Genomic DNA, 19,962 nt, shown 5'->3' with positions numbered 1-19,962 from the left:
GCGCTTTCCGGCCCCCCGTCAATCCTCCACCAGCGCGGCGGAAGTGATGCGGTGCAACGGATACCGCTCGTCATCGGTGCTGTGCAGGATCCCGCCGCCGACGTGTGCCGGGGTCACGATCCGCTGGCTCGCCGTTCCGTGGGAGTCCACGAAACCGATCCACACCTCGCGCCGCTCGCGGGTTGCGCGCGCCAGCAACGCCATCGTCGCCGAGGTGTCCGAGCCGCCGCCTCCACCGGGGAGCCGCACCTCCGCTCCGCGCCGCCTGGTGGCCGCCCGGTCGCCCGCCCTCAGGTGTGCGATCACCTGCGCCACCTGCTCCGGGCTCACCCCGCCCGGCTCCGGCAGCACGCGCCGCGCGTTGCGGTTGCGCGGCGGGATCCGCCGCCCGCTCGGCCGCAGGTCCAGCACCCGCCCGTCCGGCCCCTCCGCCGCCGGCGCGAAACCCGCCGCCCGCAGGCCGTCCAGCAGCTCCGCCAGCGGGACCGGGCTGACCAGCACCGTCGGCGCGATGCGGCGCAGCTCGTACTCCTCCGCGACCGGGTTGCCGAGCACCTCGGCGATCAGCACCTCGTCGTCGCACCGCAGGAACGCCGCCGCCGCACCGCCGCGCAACCGGCCGTGCCGCCGCGCCACGTCGTCGATCAGGTAGGTCAGCGACTGCGGCACCGGCGTCGCGGACCGCTCGCGGAACAGCGCGTGCAGCTCGTCCGCCGTCTTGCCCGCGTCGAGCGCCCGCCGCACGGTCTGCTCCGTGATCCGGTACACCGTGGCGTGCCCGGCCGACTCGACGTCCGCGACCGTCTTGATCTCCGCCGCCAGCTCGGGCTCCAGCGGCCCCGGCGCGACGACCGTGAGGTCGGCCTGTACCAGCACTTGAGCGACCGGCTCGGGCATCGCGCGGTCCATCGCGGACAGCGCGGCCGCCCGGTCGTCGTCCAGCAGTGCGGCCGTCGCCGTGGTCAGCGCACCGAGCGCGATCACCCCCAGCGTCGCCGCCTCCGCCATGGTCCAGCGCACCGTCTCGTCCCGCAGCCGCCCGCCCCGCCGGGGCGCGCGCCACGCCAGCACCGCGACCAGCTCCTCGGCGCTCTTCACCCCCGCGCCCGACGGCAGTTCCGCCAGCGCCTGCAACACCCGCCGCCGCGTGACCGGCGCCAACGGGCGCCGCAGGTCGTCCGACAGCGGCGCCATCGCCTTGTCCCTGGCGTCGCGCTGACCGGCGAGGCCGGGCAGCCGCGGCAGCTCCAGCCATGCCTGGGCGAGGATGAGCCACCGCTGCGCGGGAGCGGACGCGAGCCACGAATCGGTGAGCGTCGTCGGTACCCATTCAGGTGCCGCGCTGCCACTGTCGGCGACGAGCCCGGCGCCGACGGCCAGCTCGGCGAGCAGCGTCACCCGCGCGTCGTCGACCTCCAGCTCACGCGCCGCCTTGCGTAGCTCGCGAACGCCGAGCCCGCCGGACTTGAGCACCGGCGGCGGCTGCTCGGACCAGGCGTTGAGCAGGGATTCCATGTGCCGCAGGAACTCCGCGGCCTCACCGGCCGCCACCTCGTCCACTGTGGACTGCTGGTGCGGGTTCGTCGGCAGCTCGGGCTCGTGCAACGCGCCGGGCGAGCACGAATGCCCGCCGCGCAACGCCAGAGCGACCTCGCGGGGCAGCTCGACGGTCTCCGCGTCCCGCCGCAGGAGCAGACCACGCGCGAGCAGCCGTTGGACGGGCGTCTTCGCCTCGTCGAGCGGAACCTCCGTACGGGCGTCGCGGCTTCGCCCGATCGGCGGGCCGGCCGCGAGGGCGGCGAGCACGCTGCGTTCGTCCTCCGCCAGGTCGGCGAGGTCCACATCGGCCAGTTCCGGCACCGAAGCGCCGAGCCCGGCCGGGAACGGCCCGACGATCTCGCGGACCACGGGCACCACCCGCAGGGCGTCGTCGTCGCCCCACACGACCGCGCGCTCGCGCAACCGCCGCAGCGCCGGGCCGGGATCGGCGCCGAGCAGCGCCTCGATCCGGGCCACGGGAACGGCCTCGGTGTCGGCGTCCGCGACGAGCAGCGCGTCGAGCACCGCGAGGGTGAACGTGTCGAGGTCCTCTATCGCCCGAGCGGTGGAACCGGCCGTACCCGCACGGGTGGCGAGGACGGTGCTGTCGGAGGGCGGAGGCGTGGCCAGGTCGCGTCTGGCCTGCAGGAGAGCGGCCAGCTCGTCGTCGGACGCGGAACGCAGCCAGTCCGCCAGAGAGGTCGCGGGCATCACAGGTCAGGATACCGCCCTGGCCACCGGGTACCGCCCGTGTTGAGGCAAACTGAAGACCTCACAGGCGAGGCAACGGGAGGACGACGTGGCCAAAGGTGACAACAACAAGAAGGCCGGCCGGATCGACCCGAGCTGGCCCCAGGTGCCCGAGGGTGAGCACCCGGTGTCCGAGCTCGCGTCGGACCGCCAGGGCGCGCTTTCGCCCTACGGTGACGTGACGTTCCCGCTGGACACGGTGCCCTACGTGCACCCGGAGACCGAGATCAACAAGTAAGGGGTAACGACAGTGCCGGTTCCCGGCCCCGGTTATTCGATCACCGTCCGCGTCGAGGCTCCGCCGTCGGCGAGCGCCGCGGGCGACCTCACGACCGCCGTCGGCCGGGTGGGCGGCGTGCTCACCGCGTTCGACGTCGTCGAGTCGCGCTCGGACGCGATCGTGGTCGACATCACCGCGAACGTCTCCAACGCCGACCACGTGGAGGACGTCACCAAGGAGCTCGACTCCATCGAGGGCGTGCGGGTGCGCAAGGTTTCCGACCGCACCTTCCTGATGCACCTCGGTGGCAAGCTTTCGGTCAGTCCCAAGGTGCAGCTGCGCAACCGTGACGACCTGTCCCGCGCCTACACCCCCGGCGTCGCGCGCGTCTGCCAGGCGATCGCCGCGAACCCCGCCGACGCCCGGCGGCTGACGATCAAGCGGAACACCGTCGCCGTGGTCACCGACGGCTCGGCCGTGCTGGGCCTCGGCAACATCGGCCCGGAGGCCGCGCTGCCGGTGATGGAGGGCAAGGCGGCGCTGTTCAAGAAGTTCGCCGACGTCGACGCGTGGCCGGTGTGCCTGGACACCCAGGACACCGAGGAGATCATCAAGATCGTGAAGGCGCTGGCGCCGGTGTACGCGGGGATCAACCTCGAAGACATCGCCGCGCCGCGCTGTTTCGAGATCGAGAAGCGCCTGCGCGAGCAGCTGGACATCCCGGTGTTCCACGACGACCAGCACGGCACCGCGATCGTGGTGGTCGCCGCGCTGCGCAACGCGTTGCGCGTGGTGGACAAGGACATCCAGGACTGCAAGATCGTCGTCAGCGGCGCGGGCGCCGCGGGTTCGGCGATCATCCGCCTGCTGCAGCACAAGAAGCCGGCCGACATCATCGCCGCCGACATCGACGGCATCGTCCACTCGGGCCGCGCGAACCTCGACGACAACCTGCGGCACCTGGCGGAGACCACCAACAAGGACAACGTCTCCGGCAGCCTGCACGACGCGCTCGTCGGCGCGGACGTGTTCATCGGGGTGTCGGCGCCGAACCTGTTCGGGGCGGAGCAGGTCGCCACGATGGCGAAGGACCCGGTGGTGTTCGCGCTGGCGAACCCGGATCCGGAGATCGACCCGCTCGAGGCGCAGAAGCACGCCGCCGTGGTGGCGACGGGCCGCAGCGACTACCCGAACCAGATCAACAACGTGCTGGCGTTCCCCGGTGTCTTCCGCGGTCTGCTCGACGCCCAGGCGCGTGACATCGACGACGACATGCTGATCGCGGCGGCGAACGCGATCGCGGACGTGGTGGACGACCGGCTGAACGCGTCGTTCATCGTGCCGAGCGTGTTCGACTCGGCCGTCGCGCCCGCTGTGGCGGAGGCCGTGAAGAACGCCGCGCGCCGCAGCCCGATCGCGTAGTTCGCGAGTCCGGAGGGTCGGCCGTCGTGGCGGGCCCTCCGGACTAGCCTTGGGCACGTGAGTGAACTGAGCCACGTGGACTCCTCCGGTGCGGCGCGGATGGTCGACGTTTCCGGCAAGGAGGCCACGTTCCGGACGGCGATCGCCACCGGCGTGGTGCGGACCACCGCCGAGGTGGTGCAGCTGCTGTCCTCGAACGGCCTGCCCAAGGGTGATGCGCTGGCGACGGCCCGGATCGCGGGGATCATGGCCGCGAAGAAGGTGCCCGAGCTGATTCCGTTGTGCCACCAGATCGCGCTGTCCGGGGTGAAGGTCGAGTTCACGCTGGGTGCGGCCGAGATCGGTATCCAGGCGACGGCGAAGACCACCGATCGGACGGGCGTCGAGATGGAGGCCCTCACCGCGGTCGCGGTCGCCGGGCTCACGGTGCACGACATGATCAAGGCCGTGGATCCCGCCGCCGTGCTGGACGCAGTGCGGCTGGAGCGCAAGGACGGCGGCAAGACCGGGACCTGGGAGCGGCCATGAAACGCACGGCACGGGTGATCGTCGCGTCGAACCGCGCGGCTTCGGGGGTCTACGAGGACAAGACGGGCCCGGTGCTCGTCGAATGGCTGACGGCTCGGTCGTTCGCCGTGCCTTCGCCGGTCGTCGTGCCCGATGGTGAGCCCGTCGGGCAGGCGTTGCGGGAGAGTCTGCGGGACGGCGTGGATCTCGTGGTCACGACGGGTGGCACGGGTATCTCGCCGACGGACCGCACGCCGGACGAGACGCTCGCCGTGCTGGACCACGAGCTGCCGGGCCTGGCGGACGCGGTCCGGAACGCGGGCCTGCCGAAGGTCCCGACGGCGGTCCTGTCGCGCGGCGTGGCAGGTGTCGCGGGCCGCACGCTGGTGGTCAACCTGCCCGGTTCACGCGGTGGGGTGAAGGACGGCCTCGGCGTCCTGGAGGGCGTGCTGGACCACGCACTGGACCAACTCGCCGGTGGCGACCATCCACGGCCGCCCGCCCAGGTCGAGGAGGCACCCCGATCGGCAGCGGGTGCGCTGGCGGCGAGGGCGGCTGGGGGCGTGGCGACCGGGCAGGTGGCTGCGGATGCGGCCGCAACCGGGCAGGTGGCGGAGAGTCACGTGGCCCACCCGCGGATCGCGCTCGCACAGGTGACAGAGCAGCCGCTTTCGGTGGAGGCCCACGCCGAGCTGGTGGACGACCCCGCGGCGGGGGCGGTCGTGACCTTCGGCGGGGTGGTCCGCAACCACGACGGCGGCAAGTCGGTGGAGACGTTGTTCTACGAGGGGCACCCGAGCGCCGGGGACGTGCTCGCGCGGGTGGTGGCCGAGGTGTCGGCCAGGCGCCCCGGAGTCCGGGCGGTAGCTGTGAGTCACCGTTTGGGTGCTCTCGCCATCGGTGACGTCGCCCTGGCGTGCGCCGTGGCAGCCGAACACCGGGCCGAGGCTTTCGTGACGTGTGCCGAGCTGGTCGACGAGGTGAAGGCCCAGCTGCCGGTCTGGAAGCACCAGCACTTCGCCGACGGAACCGACGAGTGGGTGAATTCCCCGTAGCGCCTTCCAGACGTCGCGGTGGCGGTTCCGTGACTCCGGGGGCGAGTTCTCCAGCGAGAGCGCCTCTCAGGCCGCAATTCGCGGATCCGCCGTGACGGTCGTGCCGCCGCCGAGCCCCTGAGAGGCCGTCTGGCAGGAGCCGCTCGTCGACCACCGGCCAACGCAGGCCCCGGAGAAGTACCTCAGAAATGCCCGAGGGCCCCACCGCACGGGGGATAGCGGTGGGGCCCTCGGTTGCTCATCGGGACCTCAGCACGAAGTCCGACGACCGATCGCGCCGTGAGTGGCCTTCTAGCAGGTCACTTGGTGGCGATCTTCTGGCCGACCAGGATCAGGTTCGGGTTCGGGATGTACTGCTTGTTCAGCTCCTGGAGCTTCTCGTAGCCACCCTGGACGTTGAACTGCTGGGCGATCTTCGAGAGCGTGTCGCCGGCCACCACGGTGTAGTCACCGTTCGGGTTGGACGACGGCACCGCGGTCGCGGCCTGCGTCTCCACCTGCTTGGGCGCCGGGGCGGCCTTCTTGGTGGTCGACGTGGTGCTCTTCTTCTGCTGGGTCGACGTGCTGCTGCTCTTCGACTTGTAGCTCGCCGTGGAGCCGGCCTTCTTGCCGCACACCGGCCACGCGCCGATGCCCTGGCCCTGAAGGACCCGCTCCGCGACCGCGATCTGCTGCTCACGCGACGCGTTCTGCGGGCTGCCGGTGCCGCCGTAGGCCTTCCAGGTGCTCTGCGTGAACTGCAGACCGCCGTAGAAGCCGTTGCCGGTGTTGGTGTTCCAGTTGCCACCGCTCTCGCACTGCGCGATGGCGTCCCAGTTCACGCTGGCGGCCTGCGCGGGGGTCGCGGCGATCGCCAACGGGGTGCCAACCGCGATACCCGCGACAGCGACGCGGGCGATGTTGCGAGCGGCGGGGGACATCTTGCGGTGCTTGCCTCGGTAGGACATTCGATCTATCTCGGGCTTCCGCGCCGTCGAGGCGGCCCTCGCGGGCCGTCTTGCGGGGCGGACCCTCGCGGGCCCGTGGCTTTCCGGCGGGATCCGGTCAGCCGGCCCGGCCCACGCGTCGCGTGGTCCAGGCTCCCTCCGTCCCTGTCCGGAAGCTTCTTTCGCTCGGGGTTTGTTGTTCCGGGATTCCGCCGGACAGGGTTTGGCGCTTCGGAATCCCGGTCTTGCTTGGCCGGTCGGGGCCAGCCGAAAAGCGACGGTACGTAACGGCGAGCGTGATCGGAAATTATTCGGTACGTGACCTACATCACAGTAACGGCACGCAACCTACCGCGATCCTAGTGTTTCTCCTGCTCAGCGAGCCGTTACCGTCTCGTTTCCTGCCCGAGATATTTCACTGATCGTGAGGTCTGCATCACGTCGTTTGGGCACGACTGGGCCGTTCGTGGGCTTCGGAAAACGGCCGGCAAAGCTGCGGTCAACCCCCGGCGAAGGGCGGGAGGACGTCGAGCTCCGCCCCATCGGGCAGCGGCCGGGAGCGGTCCCGGACGGCGATCCCGTCGAGCAGGAAGCTGGCGGCCTCCAGGACGCGCGGCAGCTTCTCCGGATGCCTCTCGCGCAGGACCCCCAGCGCCTCGGACACGGACGCGCCCACGGGCAGCTGGAGCGTCTCCTGCTCCACGCCCGAGGCCGCCCGTGCGGACGCGAAGTACCGCACCAGCACCTTCGTCAAGAGGTCTCAGCCCCCGATCGCGCTCATCGGCCGGATCGGCTGCGCGAACCCGGCGTCGTTGATCTCGTGGCCCGCCAGCTTGCCCCACATGGTCAGGCGCCACGCGTCGGCCACCGCTTCGTCGTCGAGCCCCGCCCGCAGCAGGCCCCGCAGGTCCGTCTCGTCGTTGCTGAACAGGCACGAGCGCACCGCGCCGTCCGCGGTCAGCCGGGTGCGCTCGCACGCGGCGCAGAACGGCCTGGTCACCGACGCGATCACGCCCACGTCGCCGGGCCCGCCGTCGACCAGCCACCGCTCCGCCGGGGCGCCGCCGCGCTCACCGGGGCTCGGCGTGAGGGAGAACTCCGCCCGCAGCAGGCCGAGGATCTCCTCCGCGGTCACCATGTCGGCGCGGTTCCAGCCGTGCTGGGCGTCCAGCGGCATCTGCTCGATGAACCGCAGGTGGTAGCCGTGTTCGAGGCAGAACCGCAGCAGGGGCACCGCTTCGTGCTCGTTGACCCCGCGCAGCAGCACCGCGTTGACCTTCACCGGGTCGAGCCCGGCGGCGCGCGCCGCTTCGAGGCCGTCCAGGACGTGCGACAGCCTGTCGCGCCGGGTGATTGCGCGGAACGTCTCCGGGTCGACCGTGTCGAGGGAGACGTTGATCCGGTCCAGCCCCGCCGCGACGAGCTTCTCCGCGCGCTTCGCGAGGCCGATTCCGTTGGTGGTCATGGAAAGCCGGGGCCGCGGCCGCAGCGCGGCGACCTGCGCGACGAGGTCCTCCAGCCCCGGGCGCAGCATCGGCTCGCCACCGGTGAGGCGGATGTCGGTGACACCCAGGCGTTCGACCGCGATTCGCAGCAGCCGCAACAGTTCTTCGTCCGTCAGGACGTCCTCGCCGGGCAGCCAGGGCAGGCCCTCGGCGGGCATGCAGTAAGTACAGCGCAGGTTGCAGCGGTCGGTCAGCGACACCCGCAGGTCGGTGGCCACCCGGCCGAAAGTGTCGACGAGGGCTGGGTTGTCCGGCCTTGGCCGAGACACGCCGTGTGGGCCCCGCAGTCGGGGTAGACCGAGATTCACCGCACTCATCGCACCCAGCCTAACCCGATCAGCCGTAGCAGGAGGATCACTAGAATATGGGGGACAACCAGGATTTTCACGGCCGGGAGGAAGCGGCGATGGCAGCCGAGCGGCGGTACCCGGTGCCCCCGGAGGTCCTCGCGCGGTTCGGCGAAATCGGCCGGGAGAGCAGCACCCTCGCGGTCCTGCGGCACGCCCAGATCGCCGAGCGGCTGGGCCTGTCGGGCACCGATCACAAGGCGCTCGACCTCGCTTCGCGCGCGGACGGTCCGCTGACCGCGGGGCGGATAGCGCAGCTCACCGGCCTTTCGACGGGTGCGGTCACCGGTGTGATCGACAGGCTGGAGCGGGCCGGGTTCGTCCGCCGCGTGCGCGACACCCAGGACCGGCGCAAGGTCCTCGTCGAGATCCTGCCCCTCGACGAGGACAAGCTGCGGCCGCTGTTCGATTCCGCCCTGGACGTCACCCGCGAGGTGCTGGAGAAGTTCTCCCCGGCCGAGCGGGAGGTCGTGGAACGTTACGAACGTGAGATGTTGCGGTTGATCCGCGCCGATGTGCTCGGTGAGGACGAAAGCGCATAGCTTTTCCGCAACCCCGGGGATAATGTCGCGGGCATGCCGCATTTTCGGTTTTCTGAGGCTGCCGCACTGCTGGGTGTGAGCGACGACACGATTCGCCGCTGGGTACGCGCCGGGCAGCTCGGTTCCAGTGTGGACGCGGTCGGCCGGAAGGTCGTCGACGGCGCGGAGCTCGCCGCGTTCGCCCGCGAGCAGGCGAACGGCCCGGTGGACCCGTCCGACGTGGGCCGCTCGGCCCGCAACCGGTTCGTCGGGCTCGTCACCGAGGTCACCGTCGACAAGGTGATGGCGCAGGTCGAGCTCCAGTGCGGACCGCACCGGGTGGTTTCGCTGATGAGCGCCGAAGCGGTGCGCGAGCTCGGGTTGCGGCCCGGGGTCCTCGCGGTGGCGGTGGTCAAGGCGACAACGGTCGTCGTGGAGACTCCTGGAGGAGAGCGGTGAAGAAGGTATTGGCCACTTTGGCCGGTGTCGCGCTGGTGATCACGGGCTGCGGCTCGGGATCGGACAGCGGCAGCGGCGGCAGTAGTAGCAGTGCCCCCGGACCGAGGACGCTGACGGTGTTCGCGGCCGCCTCGCTGACCGAGTCCTTCAACGCCCTCAAGACCGAGTTCGAGGCGGCGCACCCCGGCGTGACGGTGACGTACAACTTCGCCGGCTCGTCGTCACTGGTGCAGCAGCTGGACAACGGCGCCAAGGCGGACGTGTTCGCCTCCGCCGACCAGGCCAACATGGACAAGGCCGTGCAGGGCGGCGTGATCGACGGCTCCCCGACGGTCTTCGCCACCAACAAGCTGACCATCGCCGTGGCGCCGGGGAACCCGAAGGGGCTCAAGGCGTTCGGCGACCTGACGCAGGGCGGGCTGAAGGTCGTCGTGTGCGCGACGCAGGTGCCGTGCGGCTCGGCAACGCAGAAGGTGGAGAAGAGCACCGGCGTCACGCTCAAGCCGGTCAGCGAGGAGCAGGACGTCAAGCAGGTGCTGACGAAGGTCGAGTCCGGCGACGCCGACGCCGGGCTGGTCTACGTGACCGATGCGAACACGGCGAACGGCAAGGTCGCGCAGGTCGACTTCCCCGAGTCGGCGCAGGCGGTCAACAACTACCCGATCGCGGTGGTCAAGAACGCACCCCAGGCTCAGCTCGCGCAGGAGTTCGAGCAGTTCGTGCTGGGGGCGCAGGGTCAGCAGGAGCTGACCAAGGTCGGCTTTGGCACGCCGGCCAAGTAGCACCAGGGCGCCGGTTCCGCGGGCTCTGTGGGTGCCCGCGGGACTGGCTCTGGCGCTGGTCGTCCTGCCGGTGGTCGGGCTGCTGGTCCGGTCGGACCTGACCCGGCTGCCGTCGCTGATCGTCTCCGAGTCCGCGCTCGCGGCGTTGCGGTTGTCGGTCGAGACCGCCGCGCTGTCCACCGTGGGTTGCGTGTTGCTCGGGGTGCCGCTGGCGGTGGTGCTCGCGCGGACGCGGGTGCCCGGCATCCGGGTGCTGCGGGCCGTGGTGCTGCTGCCGCTGGTGCTGCCGCCGGTGGTCGGCGGCCTCGCGCTGCTGTACCTGCTCGGGCGGAAGGGCTTCCTCGGGTACCTGCTCGACGTCACCCTCGGCGTGACCGTGCCGTTCACCACCACCGCGGTGGTGATCGCGCAGATCTTCGTGGCGATGCCGTTCCTCGTGGTGAGCCTGGAGGGCGCGCTGCGCAACGCGGGCGATTCGTACGAGCAGATCGGCGCGACGCTGGGCGCCAAGCCGTGGACGGTGTTCCGGCGGGTCACCCTGCCGCTGCTGCTGCCCGCGCTCGGTTCGGGTGCGGTGCTCAGCTTCGCCCGCGCGCTGGGGGAGTTCGGGGCGACGATCACCTTCGCGGGCAGCCTCCAGGGCGTGACCCGGACGCTGCCGCTGGAGGTCTACACGCAGGCGGAGTCCGATATAGACAGTGCCGTCGCGGTGGCGTTGCTGCTGGTGGTGGTGGCGCTGGTCGTGATCGTCGTGGCCCGGCCGCGGGCGCTGGAGGGCCGGGCGTAGTGCTGCGGGCGGAGATCGAGCTGAGCCGCGGGGACTTCCGGCTCGCGGTGGACTTCGAGGTGCCGGACGGGACGGTGCTGGCGATCCTCGGGCCGAACGGGTCCGGCAAGTCGAGCCTGCTCGGCAGCCTGTCCGGGCTGTTGCGGCCGGACCGGGCGTCGATCCGGCTCGGCGAGCGTGAGCTGCACGGCGTGCCGCCCTATCTGCGCTCGGTGGGTCTGTTGTCCCAGGATCCGCTGCTGTTCCCGCACCTGTCCGTGCTGGACAACGTGGCTTTCTCGCCGCGTTCGAAGGGCGCCGGGCGGGCGGAGTCGCGGGAGATCGCGCGCCGCTGGCTGGCCGAGGTCGACGCGACGGAGTTCGCGCGGCGCAAGCCCGCGCAACTGTCCGGCGGGCAGGCGCAGCGGGTCGCCGTGGCGCGGGCGCTCGCCGGGAACCCGGACCTCCTGCTGCTCGACGAGCCGCTCGCCGCGCTGGACGTCGACGCCGCGCCCGCGATCCGCGGGCTGCTGCGGCGCGTGCTCGGCGAGCACCGGATCGGGGCGACGGTCCTGGTCACCCACGACCCGCTCGACGCCCTCGCGTTGTCCGACCACGTGCTGGTGCTGTCGCGGGGGCAGGTCGTCGAGCGGGGGCCGACGCGTGAGGTGCTGGCGGCTCCGCGCACGGCGTTCACGGCGCGGATCGCGGGGCTGAACCTGATTCCGGGGCGTGCGGCCGAGGGCGGGCTGCGGGCGGACGACGGGCGGTTCGTCGCGGGGATGCTCGCCGAGGATGCCGCCTTGGGCGAGCCCGCGGTGGCGGTGTTCGAGCCGAGCGCCGTCGCGGTGTACCCACCTGACGACGGGCATCCGGGCAGCCCGCGGAACACGATCGCGGCCACCGTGACCGCACTCGAACCACACGGTCCGGTGATCCGGTTGCGCACGGATGGGGGATTGGCGGCGGACCTCACTCCGGCTGCCGTGGCGGACCTGGCGCTCGAACCCGGGGTGGCCGTGCGCCTGTCGATCAAAGCCACGACCGTGACCGTCTATCCCGCTAACGCCAGCCCCTCGCCCACCACCGCCCTCAACGGAGACGCTTCGCGTCACGGCTAATCTCGGGATATGACCCAGTGGACGTATCTGACGGACATGGACGGCGTGCTGGTGCACGAGGAGCACCTCGTCCCGGGCGCCGACGAGTTCCTCGCGGAGCTGCGCGCTCACGACACGCCCTTCCTGGTGCTCACGAACAACTCCATCTACACCCCGCGTGACCTGCGGGCGCGACTGCTGAACACCGGTCTCGACGTGCCGGAGGACCGCATCTGGACGTCCGCGCTGGCGACGGCGAAGTTCCTCGACAGCCAGCGCCCGAACGGCTCGGCGTTCGTGATCGGCGAAGCGGGCCTGACCACGGCGCTGCACGAAGCGGGCTACGTGCTGACCGACCGCGACCCGGACTACGTCGTGCTCGGGGAGACGCGCACGTACAGCTTCACGGCGATCACCAAGGCGATCCGCCTGATCGAGGGCGGCGCGAAGTTCATCGCGACGAACCCGGACGCGACCGGCCCGAGCCTGGAGGGCCTGCTGCCCGCGACGGGTTCCATCGCGGCGCTGATCGAGAAGGCGACCGGGCGTTCGCCGTACTACGTGGGCAAGCCGAACCCGCTGATGATGCGTTCGGCGCTGCGTTCGCTGGGGGCGCACTCGGAGAGCACGATCATGATCGGGGACCGGATGGACACCGACGTGCACTCGGGCATCGAGGCCGGGTTGCAGACGGTGCTGGTGCTTACCGGCATTTCGACGAAGGAGTCGGCGGAGCGCTACCCGTACCGGCCGACGATGGTCGTCGATTCCATCGCCGCCCTGGTCGGGCGCACCCAGGACCCGTTCAGCGGTGGGCTGGGCGGGTAGCGGGACTGAACAGGGCTTATGGTCGAAGGGTGGATGTCCCGACTTATGCCGTAGGTGACGTGCACGGGCACCGGGACGAACTGGCCGACGCCCTGCGCGACAACAAGCTGGTCGACGAGCACGACGACTGGTGTGGCGGGGACGCGCACCTGTGGTTCCTGGGCGACTTCGTGGACAGAGGGCCGGACGGCATCGGGGCGATCGACCTGGTCATGAGGTTGCAGGAGCAGGCGGCGGAGGCCGGTGGTTCGGTGCAGGCGCTGCTGGGGAACCACGAGATCCTGCTGCTGGGGATGTACCACTTCGGCGACACGGAGGTCCCGTCCGACTTCGGTCCGCGTAGCTTCGCCCGCAGCTGGCAGATCAATGGCGGGATGCTCTCGGACCAGGACGCGCTCACGGACGACCACATCGAGTGGCTCTCGACGCGCCCGGTCGTCGCGCACGCCGGGGTGCACCTGCTGATGCACTCGGACACCCTGGAGTACCTCGACTGGGGCGACACCGAGGACGAGATCAACGAGAGCGTGCAGGAAATCCTGGCGGGCAACGACCTGGCTGCCTGGTGGGACGTGTGGCGCCGGATGACGACGCGCTACGCCTTCCGGGGCCCGAACGGCGCCGAGGTGGCACAGCAGCTGCTGACCCAACTGGGCGGCGAGCGCATCGTGCACGGCCACAGCGTGATCGCCGACCAGCTGGGCATCCACCCGACGCAGATCGAGGCCCCGTTCCTGTACGCAGGCGGAAAAGCCTTGGGCATCGACGGCGGCCTGTTCGCAGGCGGCCCCTGCCTGGTAGTCCCCCTACCGTGGGAACCAGAAGACTGACAGGGCTTTTACCCCGCCCACCTTCGCCACAGTCACCCGCCGACGAAACCCGCCCGGCACACGCCCGGCCTCCCCCGTCCCTGATCCCCGATGGCGACCCCGCGACGCGAACGCGAGCGGCAAGGACCACCGCCCGGATCTCCCCCGCCCCTCGTCCCCAGCTGCACTTGGCGGTTGGCTCGCCGGGTCAAGGGTCGCGCAGCGATCGCGCAGCGACGCCGAAGGCGCCCTTGAGGCGGCGAGTCGACCGTCGAACCCTCAAAGGCGAGGGGCGGGGGTGGGCCGGGCATTGGAGGGCGGCCACGCCCGGCCCACAGCTGGTGACCACGCTGGGACTGCGGGACGAAAGACAAAAGAATGCCTCGCCGGCGGGCAGGCTCCAGGATGATGGGGCCCAAAGGGATCTCACCTCGGGTGGGTGGTCGAGTTGAGTGATCACCCCGTCGCCTGCGGTTTGTGCATATCACTTTGAGCCAGACCCGCAAGCTTTGGTCTTTCGGCCGCCGGTTCCGGCGCACGTTGCGGGCCTGGCTCAAAGTGATGCCGCGAGTTCAGGCGACGGGATGATCACCCAACTCTCGGGGTTTCTTCAAACCGCCTTACGGCGCTGGGACGATTTCCTTCCCCAGTGGCACCAGCGAAACCGGGATCAGCTTGAAGTTCGCCAGCCCCAACGGGATTCCGATGATCGTCACGCACAGGGCGATTCCGGTGACGAGATGCCCCAGTGCCAGCCACCATCCCGCGAACACGAGCCACACCACGTTTCCCACCACCGATGCTGTTCCGGAGTGGTCGACGATCGTCCTTCCGAAGGGCCACAGCGCGTAGTTCGCGATGCGAAATGACGCTATGCCGAACGGGATGGTCACGATCAACACACAACAGATGATCCCCGCCAGAACATATGCCAGCGCCATCCAGAAACCGGCCAACACCAGCCAGATGATGTTCAGCAGCAACCTCATCAGACGAGCAGCTCCCCTCGGACCGTGGTGACCGCCTGGCCCGCCAGCTGCACCCGCTCGCCCTGCAACGCCACCCGCACCAAGCCGCCGCGGGCGGAGGCCTGTTCGCCGACCAGCTGGTCCCTGCCGAGGCGCTCCGCCCAGTACGGCGCCAGCGCGCAGTGCGCCGAGCCCGTCACCGGGTCTTCCGGCACGCCCACCGCCGGGCCGAACACGCGGCTCACGAAGTCGACCCCGGGCCTGTCGCCGGGCGCGGTGACCACGACGCACCGGGCGTCCCAGCCCGCGATCACGTCCAGGTCCGGCTCCAGCGAACGCACCTCCGCCGCGTCGTTCACCAGCACCAGGATGTCCCACTTACCGCGCAGGACCTCGCGAACCGTCACACCGGGCAGCGCGGGCACGACCTCGTCCGCCGTGGCGTGCGGCGGGTCCGCGGGGAAGTCCATGCGCACCCAGCCGTCCTCGGCCGTCGTGCGCAGCTCACCGCTGCGGGTGGAGAACACCTGCGACCCGCCCAGCACGTGACCGGTCGCGAGAGTCGCGTGCCCGCACAGGTCGACCTCGACCGTCGGCGTGAACCAGCGCAACGTCTTCGGCCCCTCACCCGAGACTTCCACGAACGCTGTCTCCGCGTGCTTCAGCTCCGCGGCCACGGACTGCATCCAGCCGGGTTCGGCCGGTTCGTCCAGCAACACGACCCCCGCGGGGTTGCCGGAGAACGCACGATCGGTGAACGCGTCGACGATGTACAGGCGCATGTTCCCACCTTAGACTCGGGCCGGAGTCAACGTTGACGAAAATGCCAGGAGGCGAACCATGCCTGCCGTGCCGAGCTACTCCTCGGGTACGTCCGACGTCCCGCTGCTGGGCGACACCATCGGTGACAACTTCGACCGCACAGTGCAGGCTTTCGGTGAACGGGACGCGCTCGTCGACGCCGCCACCGGCCGCCGCTGGACGTACGCCGAACTGGCCGCCGAGGTCGACGCGCTCGCGCTGGGGCTGCTGGAGCTGGGCATCGGCAAGGGAGACCGTGTCGGCATCTGGTCGCCGAACTGTGCGGAGTGGACGATCACGCAGTACGCCACCGCGAAGGTCGGCGCGATCCTCGTCAACATCAACCCCGCCTACCGCTCGCACGAACTGGAGTTCGTGCTCAACCAGGCCGGGATCCGCCTGCTCGTCGCCGCCGAGAAGTTCAAGACCTCCGACTACGCGGGCATGATCGAGGAGGTCCGGCCCCGCTGCGGACGGCTGGAGCACGTCGCCCTCATCGGCGGTGACCTGTGGAACTCCTTGCTGGACAACGGAAAGCACGCCGACCGCGCCGCGCTGGAGAACATCCCGCTGGCCGCCGACGACCCGATCAACATCCAGTACACCTCGGGCACCACGGGCTTCCCCAAGGGAGCCACGTTGAGTCACCACAACATCCTCAACAACGGCTTCTTCGTCGGCGAGCTGTGCAACTACACCGAGGCCGACCGCATCTGCCTCCCCGTCCCCTTCTACCACTGCTTCGGCATGGTGATGGGCAACCTCGCGGCGACGAGCCACGGTGCGTGCATGGTGATCCCCGCGCCGGCGTTCGACCCGAAGGCCACGCTGGAGGCGGTGCAGGCGGAGCGGTGCACGTCGCTGTACGGCGTGCCGACGATGTTCATCGCCGAGCTGGCCCAGCCGGACTTCGAGTCCTACGACCTGTCCAGCCTGCGCACCGGGATCATGGCGGGCTCGCCCTGCCCGGTCGAGGTGATGAAGCAGGTCATCGATCGGATGGGCATGGCGGAGGTCTCGATCTGCTACGGCATGACCGAGACGTCCCCGGTGTCCACGCAGACCCGCGCGGACGACTCCATCGAGCGCCGCGTCTCGACGGTCGGGCGCGTGGGGCCGCACCTGGAGGTCAAGGTCGTCGACCCGGAGACGGGCCTGACCGTGCCGCGCGGCGAGCCCGGCGAGCTGTGCACGCGGGGGTACTCGGTGATGCTCGGGTACTGGGAGCAGCCGGACAAGACGGCCGAAGCGATCGACAGGGCGCGCTGGATGCACACCGGTGACCTCGCGGTGATGGACGACGAGGGCTACCTCAACATCACCGGCCGCATCAAGGACATGGTGATCCGCGGCGGCGAGAACGTGTACCCGCGTGAGATCGAGGAGTTCCTCTACACGCACCCGGACGTCCTCGACGCGCAGGTGATCGGCGTGCCGGACGAGCGCTACGGCGAGGAGCTGATGGCGTGGATCCGGATGCGCGAGGGCGCCACGCCGCTGACCGCGGAGTCGGTGCGCGAGTTCTGCAGCGGAAAGCTGGCCCACTACAAGATTCCGCGTTACGTGCACGTCGTCGACGAGTTCCCGATGACCGTCACCGGGAAGATCCGCAAGGTCGAGATGCGCGAGCAGGCGGTGCACCTGCTGGGCCTGGAGAAGGCCGCCGCGGCGCGGCACGCGTGAAGCGATGAGTTTCCGGCTCGCCGCGGGTCTGCCGGAGCAACGACCCAGGAGGTTCCGATGACAGTCCGACTCAACCCGTACCTGAACTTCGACGGCAACGCGCGGGAGGCGATGGAGTTCTACCACGAGGTGCTCGGCGGCACCTTGAAGCTGAACACCTTCGGGGAGTTCGGCGCCCCGGACGCGGCGCTGGCCGACAAGATCATGCACGGCCAGCTGGAGACCGACGGCGGGCTCACCCTCATGGCCGGGGACCTGCCGCCGAACGTCGAGTACCAGCGCGGCAACACGATGACGGTGTCGCTCAGTGGTGACGAGGCGGACAAGCTCCGCGGTTACTGGGCGAAGCTGTCCGATGGCGCGACGGTACTCACCAAGCTGGAGAAGCAGATGTGGGGCGACGAGTTCGGCGCCTGCATCGACCGCTTCGGCGTCCAGTGGCTGGTGGACATCGGCCAGCAGGCGTAGCCGGGACCGGGGCGCCCGCGCCGTTGCGGGCGCCCCGGGGACTCAGCCGACCGCCTCGGCGAACGCCTTGGCGTCCTCCTCGCCGAACGTCTCCTCCAGCTGCTCCGGCGAGTAGTCCAGGTCGATCTGCGCGACCGGAACGCCCCGCGCGGACTCGATCGCCCCGAGCCGCCGCTGCGCGCGGTCGGCGGCGTACTCGATGAACTCCTGCGGGTCGTTGTCGAACGGCCGCGGCTCCTCGAACTGCTCGTTGACCCACTGGATCATGCCCAGCGCGTGCGGCAGCAGCTCGCCCATGCGCTGCTGCACCGCGTCCCACAGCGAGTCGTCGGCGGCGATGTGACGGCGGCACGTGAACGTGCCCCACGCCATGTGCCTGCGCTCGTCGTCCCCGATGTGCTTCACCAGCCGCTGCATGCCCGGCAGGATGCCGCGGGTCGCGCACATCTTCTGCCACGCGTAGTACCCGGTGAGCGCGAGACTGCCCTCGACCACGTGGTTGTAGGTGACGCTCGCACGGATCTGGTTGAGCGGGCTGGGATCGCTGGCCAGCAGGCCGAGCGACTCGGGCAGCTCCTCGTAGAAGAGCTTGCGGTAGTGCGGGTTCTCCGACACGAACGGCGTCAGGTCGTCGGTGAGCCCCACCGCGTCCATCCACCGGCGGAAGACCTCGGTGTGCTTGGCCTCCTCGAAGCAGAACTGGCTCAGGTACATCTCGTCGCCGAACCGGCCCTCGGTGGCCATGGCCTTCATGAACGGCTGGATGTCCTCGGTCACCGCCTCCTCGCCGGCGACGAACTGCGCGCACAGGTACGTCGCGGAGCGGCGCTCTTCGTCGGTCAGTGCCTCCCAGTCGGCGCGGTCCTGCGAGAAGTCGATGTCGGCCGGGTTCCAGAACTTCTTGTTGCCCTTGACGAACAGCCGCAGCGGGAACGAGTCCCAGTTCAGCCCGCCACGACGCAGCGAGGCGAATCCGGTGCGGTTCGGGGACAGCGTATCGGTCATTTCTCACACTCCATTGTGGACAAATGCGGGGCGAGCGCGGCGCACACCATGTCCGCTGCCTCGGCGGCGGGGTGCGTGGGCAGCACGAGGTGGCTCAGCGCCAGCCGCGTGACGGTCTCGGCGAGCAGCCGTGCGGTCGGCTCGCCGAGCTGGGGCAGGAACTCCAGGTAGCGGGTGGCGGCCAGTTCCGTCGCGGCGGACAGCACCGGCTCGCCCTTCGTGGTGAGCAGTGGCAGCAGGTCCTCACCGGTCTGCGTGCCCAGTGCGGCGGCGACCAGCTTGTTCTCGCGGCCGTGCTCGATCGTGTACACAACCGCGCGGTGCACCCCGGTGAGCAGGTCCGGCGCGGTGTCGAACCGGTGGCGGATGCCCTCCAGGAACTCGGCGGTGGTGCGCAACGCGACGGCCTCGACCAGCGCCGTCTTGTTGCCGAACTCGTTGTAGACGGTCTGCCGGCTCACCCCCGCGACCGCGGCCACGTCCGCCATGCGCAGCCCGGCGTGGCCGTGTTCGGCGAGCAGGGCGGTCGCGGCGTCGAGGAGGGTCTCCCGGAGTGAGGCCCTCGTGCGTTCGGCGAAGGAGGAGGTGATGTCCGACACGTCAGCAGCTTGACACAGCCACCAAAAATGTCAATCAACTTGACCCGAACGGCCGACGTGTAAACCCGTACGGTGAAGGTGTGGGAATCACCGTCGGCTTCGACCTGGACATGACACTCATCGACCCGAGGCCGGGCATGGTCTCGGTGATGAACGCGCTCGGCGAGGAGGCGGGGCTACCGCTCGACGGTGAGCACTTCGCGAGCCACCTCGGCCCGCCGCTGGACATGGTGCTGCGCGACTTCGGCGCGCCCCCGGAGCGGATTCCGGAGCTGGTCGCGCGCTTCCGCGAGCTGTACCCGGAGATCGTCATCCCCGAGACCGTCGCGCTGCCGGGAGCCCACGCCGCGCTCGAAGCGGTGCGCCGCGCCGGTGGCCGAACCATCGTGGTCACCGGCAAGTACGGGCCCAACGCCGACAAGCACATCAAGGCGCTCGGCTTCGAGGTCGACGTCCTGGTCGGCGAGCTGTGGGCGGCGGGCAAGGCCGTGGCGCTGCGCGAACACGGGGCGAAGGCGTACGCCGGTGATCACCTCGGCGACGTGCGGGGCGCGCTCGCCGCCGGGGTGGTGCCGATCGCCGTCACCACGGGCCCGTGCAGCCGGGAGGAACTGGCCGCCGCGGGCGCCGAGGTCATCTTCGACTCGCTGGCGGAGTTCCCGGCGTGGTTCAGCTCTTTCGGTGTTCCCGAACCAGCGCGATGAGCCCGAGCACGATCCCGAGCGGGGTCGCGACGCCGGCGACGAGGCTCAGCCACAGGGGCAGGTCCTTGAGCCCGGCGGCGAACAGCACGAACACCACCAGCACGGCCAGTACGCCCAGGGCGAACACCCCGATTCCCACACGCATGAGCCACGGTTTGCGCTGCTGGCTGTTCGCCACGTCGTTCATGGGTAGAGGTT

23 protein-coding genes are annotated in these 19,962 nt (G+C 70.3%); 14 read left to right on the top strand and 9 right to left on the bottom strand.

What is annotated here, in order from left to right; genetic code table 11:
* Positions 1 to 18 precede the first annotated feature (18 nt).
* The gene (locus FHX82_RS09980; protein ID WP_145937778.1) at positions 19 to 2,250 is read right to left on the bottom strand and encodes a helicase-associated domain-containing protein; all 2,232 of its coding nucleotides are present in this window, start codon (positions 2,248 to 2,250) and stop codon (positions 19 to 21) included.
* An 88-nt stretch (positions 2,251 to 2,338) separates the two neighbouring features.
* On the opposite strand from FHX82_RS09980, the gene FHX82_RS09975 reads away from it, so the two are divergent.
* The 4 genes from FHX82_RS09975 to FHX82_RS09960 are packed head-to-tail and all read left to right on the top strand — an operon-like array spanning position 2,339 to position 5,493.
* Positions 2,339 to 2,527, top strand: coding sequence for a hypothetical protein (locus FHX82_RS09975; RefSeq protein WP_145937779.1), 189 nt, complete (start codon positions 2,339 to 2,341; stop codon positions 2,525 to 2,527).
* Between the two features lie 12 nt (positions 2,528 to 2,539).
* Positions 2,540 to 3,931, top strand: a complete 1,392-nt coding sequence (locus FHX82_RS09970) for an NAD-dependent malic enzyme (protein WP_145937780.1) — start codon at positions 2,540 to 2,542, stop codon at positions 3,929 to 3,931.
* Between the two features lie 57 nt (positions 3,932 to 3,988).
* A complete protein-coding gene (gene moaC, locus FHX82_RS09965; RefSeq protein WP_145937781.1) occupies positions 3,989 to 4,459 on the top strand; it encodes a cyclic pyranopterin monophosphate synthase MoaC in 471 nt (156 codons plus the stop codon).
* Positions 4,456 to 5,493, top strand: coding sequence for a molybdenum cofactor biosynthesis protein MoaE (locus FHX82_RS09960; RefSeq protein WP_145937782.1), 1,038 nt, complete (start codon positions 4,456 to 4,458; stop codon positions 5,491 to 5,493). Before moaC ends, FHX82_RS09960 begins: the two co-directional genes overlap by 4 nt.
* 299 nt (positions 5,494 to 5,792) lie before the next feature.
* Here FHX82_RS09960 and FHX82_RS09955 read toward each other — a convergent pair whose 3' ends face one another.
* From FHX82_RS09955 to moaA, 3 genes are all read right to left on the bottom strand, one after another.
* Positions 5,793 to 6,440: a LysM peptidoglycan-binding domain-containing protein gene (locus tag FHX82_RS09955; protein WP_145937783.1), complete on the bottom strand. Its 648-nt coding sequence runs from the start codon at positions 6,438 to 6,440 to the stop codon at positions 5,793 to 5,795.
* A gap of 478 nt (positions 6,441 to 6,918) precedes the next feature.
* Positions 6,919 to 7,173, bottom strand: a complete 255-nt coding sequence (locus FHX82_RS09950) for a MoaD/ThiS family protein (RefSeq protein ID WP_145937784.1) — start codon at positions 7,171 to 7,173, stop codon at positions 6,919 to 6,921.
* A gap of 6 nt (positions 7,174 to 7,179) precedes the next feature.
* Positions 7,180 to 8,241: a GTP 3',8-cyclase MoaA gene (moaA, locus tag FHX82_RS09945; protein ID WP_145937785.1), complete on the bottom strand. Its 1,062-nt coding sequence runs from the start codon at positions 8,239 to 8,241 to the stop codon at positions 7,180 to 7,182.
* A gap of 89 nt (positions 8,242 to 8,330) precedes the next feature.
* On the opposite strand from moaA, the gene FHX82_RS09940 reads away from it, so the two are divergent.
* The 7 genes from FHX82_RS09940 to FHX82_RS09910 are packed head-to-tail and all read left to right on the top strand — an operon-like array spanning position 8,331 to position 13,557.
* On the top strand, positions 8,331 to 8,813 hold the full coding sequence (locus FHX82_RS09940; RefSeq protein ID WP_183176536.1) for a MarR family winged helix-turn-helix transcriptional regulator: 483 nt from the start codon (positions 8,331 to 8,333) through the stop codon (positions 8,811 to 8,813).
* A 33-nt stretch (positions 8,814 to 8,846) separates the two neighbouring features.
* Complete coding sequence (locus tag FHX82_RS09935; protein ID WP_145937786.1) at positions 8,847 to 9,251, top strand: TOBE domain-containing protein; 405 nt, start codon at positions 8,847 to 8,849, stop codon at positions 9,249 to 9,251.
* Positions 9,248 to 10,033: a molybdate ABC transporter substrate-binding protein gene (gene modA / locus FHX82_RS09930; RefSeq protein WP_145937787.1), complete on the top strand. Its 786-nt coding sequence runs from the start codon at positions 9,248 to 9,250 to the stop codon at positions 10,031 to 10,033. Before FHX82_RS09935 ends, modA begins: the two co-directional genes overlap by 4 nt.
* A gap of 25 nt (positions 10,034 to 10,058) precedes the next feature.
* The gene (locus FHX82_RS09925) at positions 10,059 to 10,820 is read left to right on the top strand and encodes an ABC transporter permease (protein WP_183176595.1); all 762 of its coding nucleotides are present in this window, start codon (positions 10,059 to 10,061) and stop codon (positions 10,818 to 10,820) included.
* Complete coding sequence (locus FHX82_RS09920) at positions 10,820 to 11,920, top strand: sulfate/molybdate ABC transporter ATP-binding protein (protein WP_145937789.1); 1,101 nt, start codon at positions 10,820 to 10,822, stop codon at positions 11,918 to 11,920. Before FHX82_RS09925 ends, FHX82_RS09920 begins: the two co-directional genes overlap by 1 nt.
* 9 nt (positions 11,921 to 11,929) lie before the next feature.
* Positions 11,930 to 12,727 (top strand): HAD-IIA family hydrolase, encoded by a 798-nt coding sequence (locus tag FHX82_RS09915; protein WP_145937790.1) that lies wholly within the window; start codon positions 11,930 to 11,932, stop codon positions 12,725 to 12,727.
* Between the two features lie 29 nt (positions 12,728 to 12,756).
* Complete coding sequence (locus FHX82_RS09910; protein ID WP_145937791.1) at positions 12,757 to 13,557, top strand: metallophosphoesterase; 801 nt, start codon at positions 12,757 to 12,759, stop codon at positions 13,555 to 13,557.
* Between the two features lie 599 nt (positions 13,558 to 14,156).
* Here the strand turns inward: FHX82_RS09910 and FHX82_RS09905 are convergent.
* Positions 14,157 to 14,525: a YccF domain-containing protein gene (locus FHX82_RS09905; RefSeq protein WP_145939184.1), complete on the bottom strand. Its 369-nt coding sequence runs from the start codon at positions 14,523 to 14,525 to the stop codon at positions 14,157 to 14,159.
* On the bottom strand, positions 14,525 to 15,286 hold the full coding sequence (locus FHX82_RS09900; protein WP_145939185.1) for a PhzF family protein: 762 nt from the start codon (positions 15,284 to 15,286) through the stop codon (positions 14,525 to 14,527). The genes FHX82_RS09905 and FHX82_RS09900 overlap by 1 nt, the downstream gene beginning before the upstream one ends.
* Positions 15,287 to 15,344: 58 nt before the next feature.
* Here FHX82_RS09900 and FHX82_RS09895 point away from each other — a divergent pair, with 58 nt between their 5' ends.
* Entirely contained in the window at positions 15,345 to 16,988 is a 1,644-nt protein-coding gene (locus tag FHX82_RS09895; protein ID WP_145939186.1) for an AMP-binding protein, read from the top strand.
* A 57-nt stretch (positions 16,989 to 17,045) separates the two neighbouring features.
* Entirely contained in the window at positions 17,046 to 17,456 is a 411-nt protein-coding gene (locus tag FHX82_RS09890; RefSeq protein WP_145939187.1) for a VOC family protein, read from the top strand.
* A gap of 42 nt (positions 17,457 to 17,498) precedes the next feature.
* On the opposite strand, the gene FHX82_RS09885 is transcribed toward FHX82_RS09890, so the two are convergent.
* Together FHX82_RS09885 and FHX82_RS09880 are read right to left on the bottom strand one after the other, a co-directional pair.
* Positions 17,499 to 18,461, bottom strand: coding sequence for a R2-like ligand-binding oxidase (locus tag FHX82_RS09885; protein ID WP_145939188.1), 963 nt, complete (start codon positions 18,459 to 18,461; stop codon positions 17,499 to 17,501).
* Positions 18,458 to 19,060: a TetR/AcrR family transcriptional regulator gene (locus tag FHX82_RS09880; RefSeq protein ID WP_145939189.1), complete on the bottom strand. Its 603-nt coding sequence runs from the start codon at positions 19,058 to 19,060 to the stop codon at positions 18,458 to 18,460. Before FHX82_RS09880 ends, FHX82_RS09885 begins: the two co-directional genes overlap by 4 nt.
* 80 nt (positions 19,061 to 19,140) lie before the next feature.
* Here FHX82_RS09880 and FHX82_RS09875 point away from each other — a divergent pair, with 80 nt between their 5' ends.
* Entirely contained in the window at positions 19,141 to 19,764 is a 624-nt protein-coding gene (locus tag FHX82_RS09875; RefSeq protein ID WP_145939190.1) for an HAD family hydrolase, read from the top strand.
* On the opposite strand, the gene FHX82_RS09870 is transcribed toward FHX82_RS09875, so the two are convergent.
* On the bottom strand, positions 19,730 to 19,951 hold the full coding sequence (locus FHX82_RS09870) for a hypothetical protein (RefSeq protein WP_145939191.1): 222 nt from the start codon (positions 19,949 to 19,951) through the stop codon (positions 19,730 to 19,732). The two genes, FHX82_RS09875 and FHX82_RS09870, sit on opposite strands and share 35 nt — an antisense overlap.
* Positions 19,952 to 19,962 lie beyond the last annotated feature (11 nt).

Origin of the sequence: Amycolatopsis bartoniae, from assembly GCF_014191255.1 — a bacterium.
GTDB classification, from domain to species: domain Bacteria; phylum Actinomycetota; class Actinomycetes; order Mycobacteriales; family Pseudonocardiaceae; genus Amycolatopsis_E; species Amycolatopsis_E bartoniae.
This window is presented reverse-complemented; position numbering and strand designations above follow the sequence as displayed.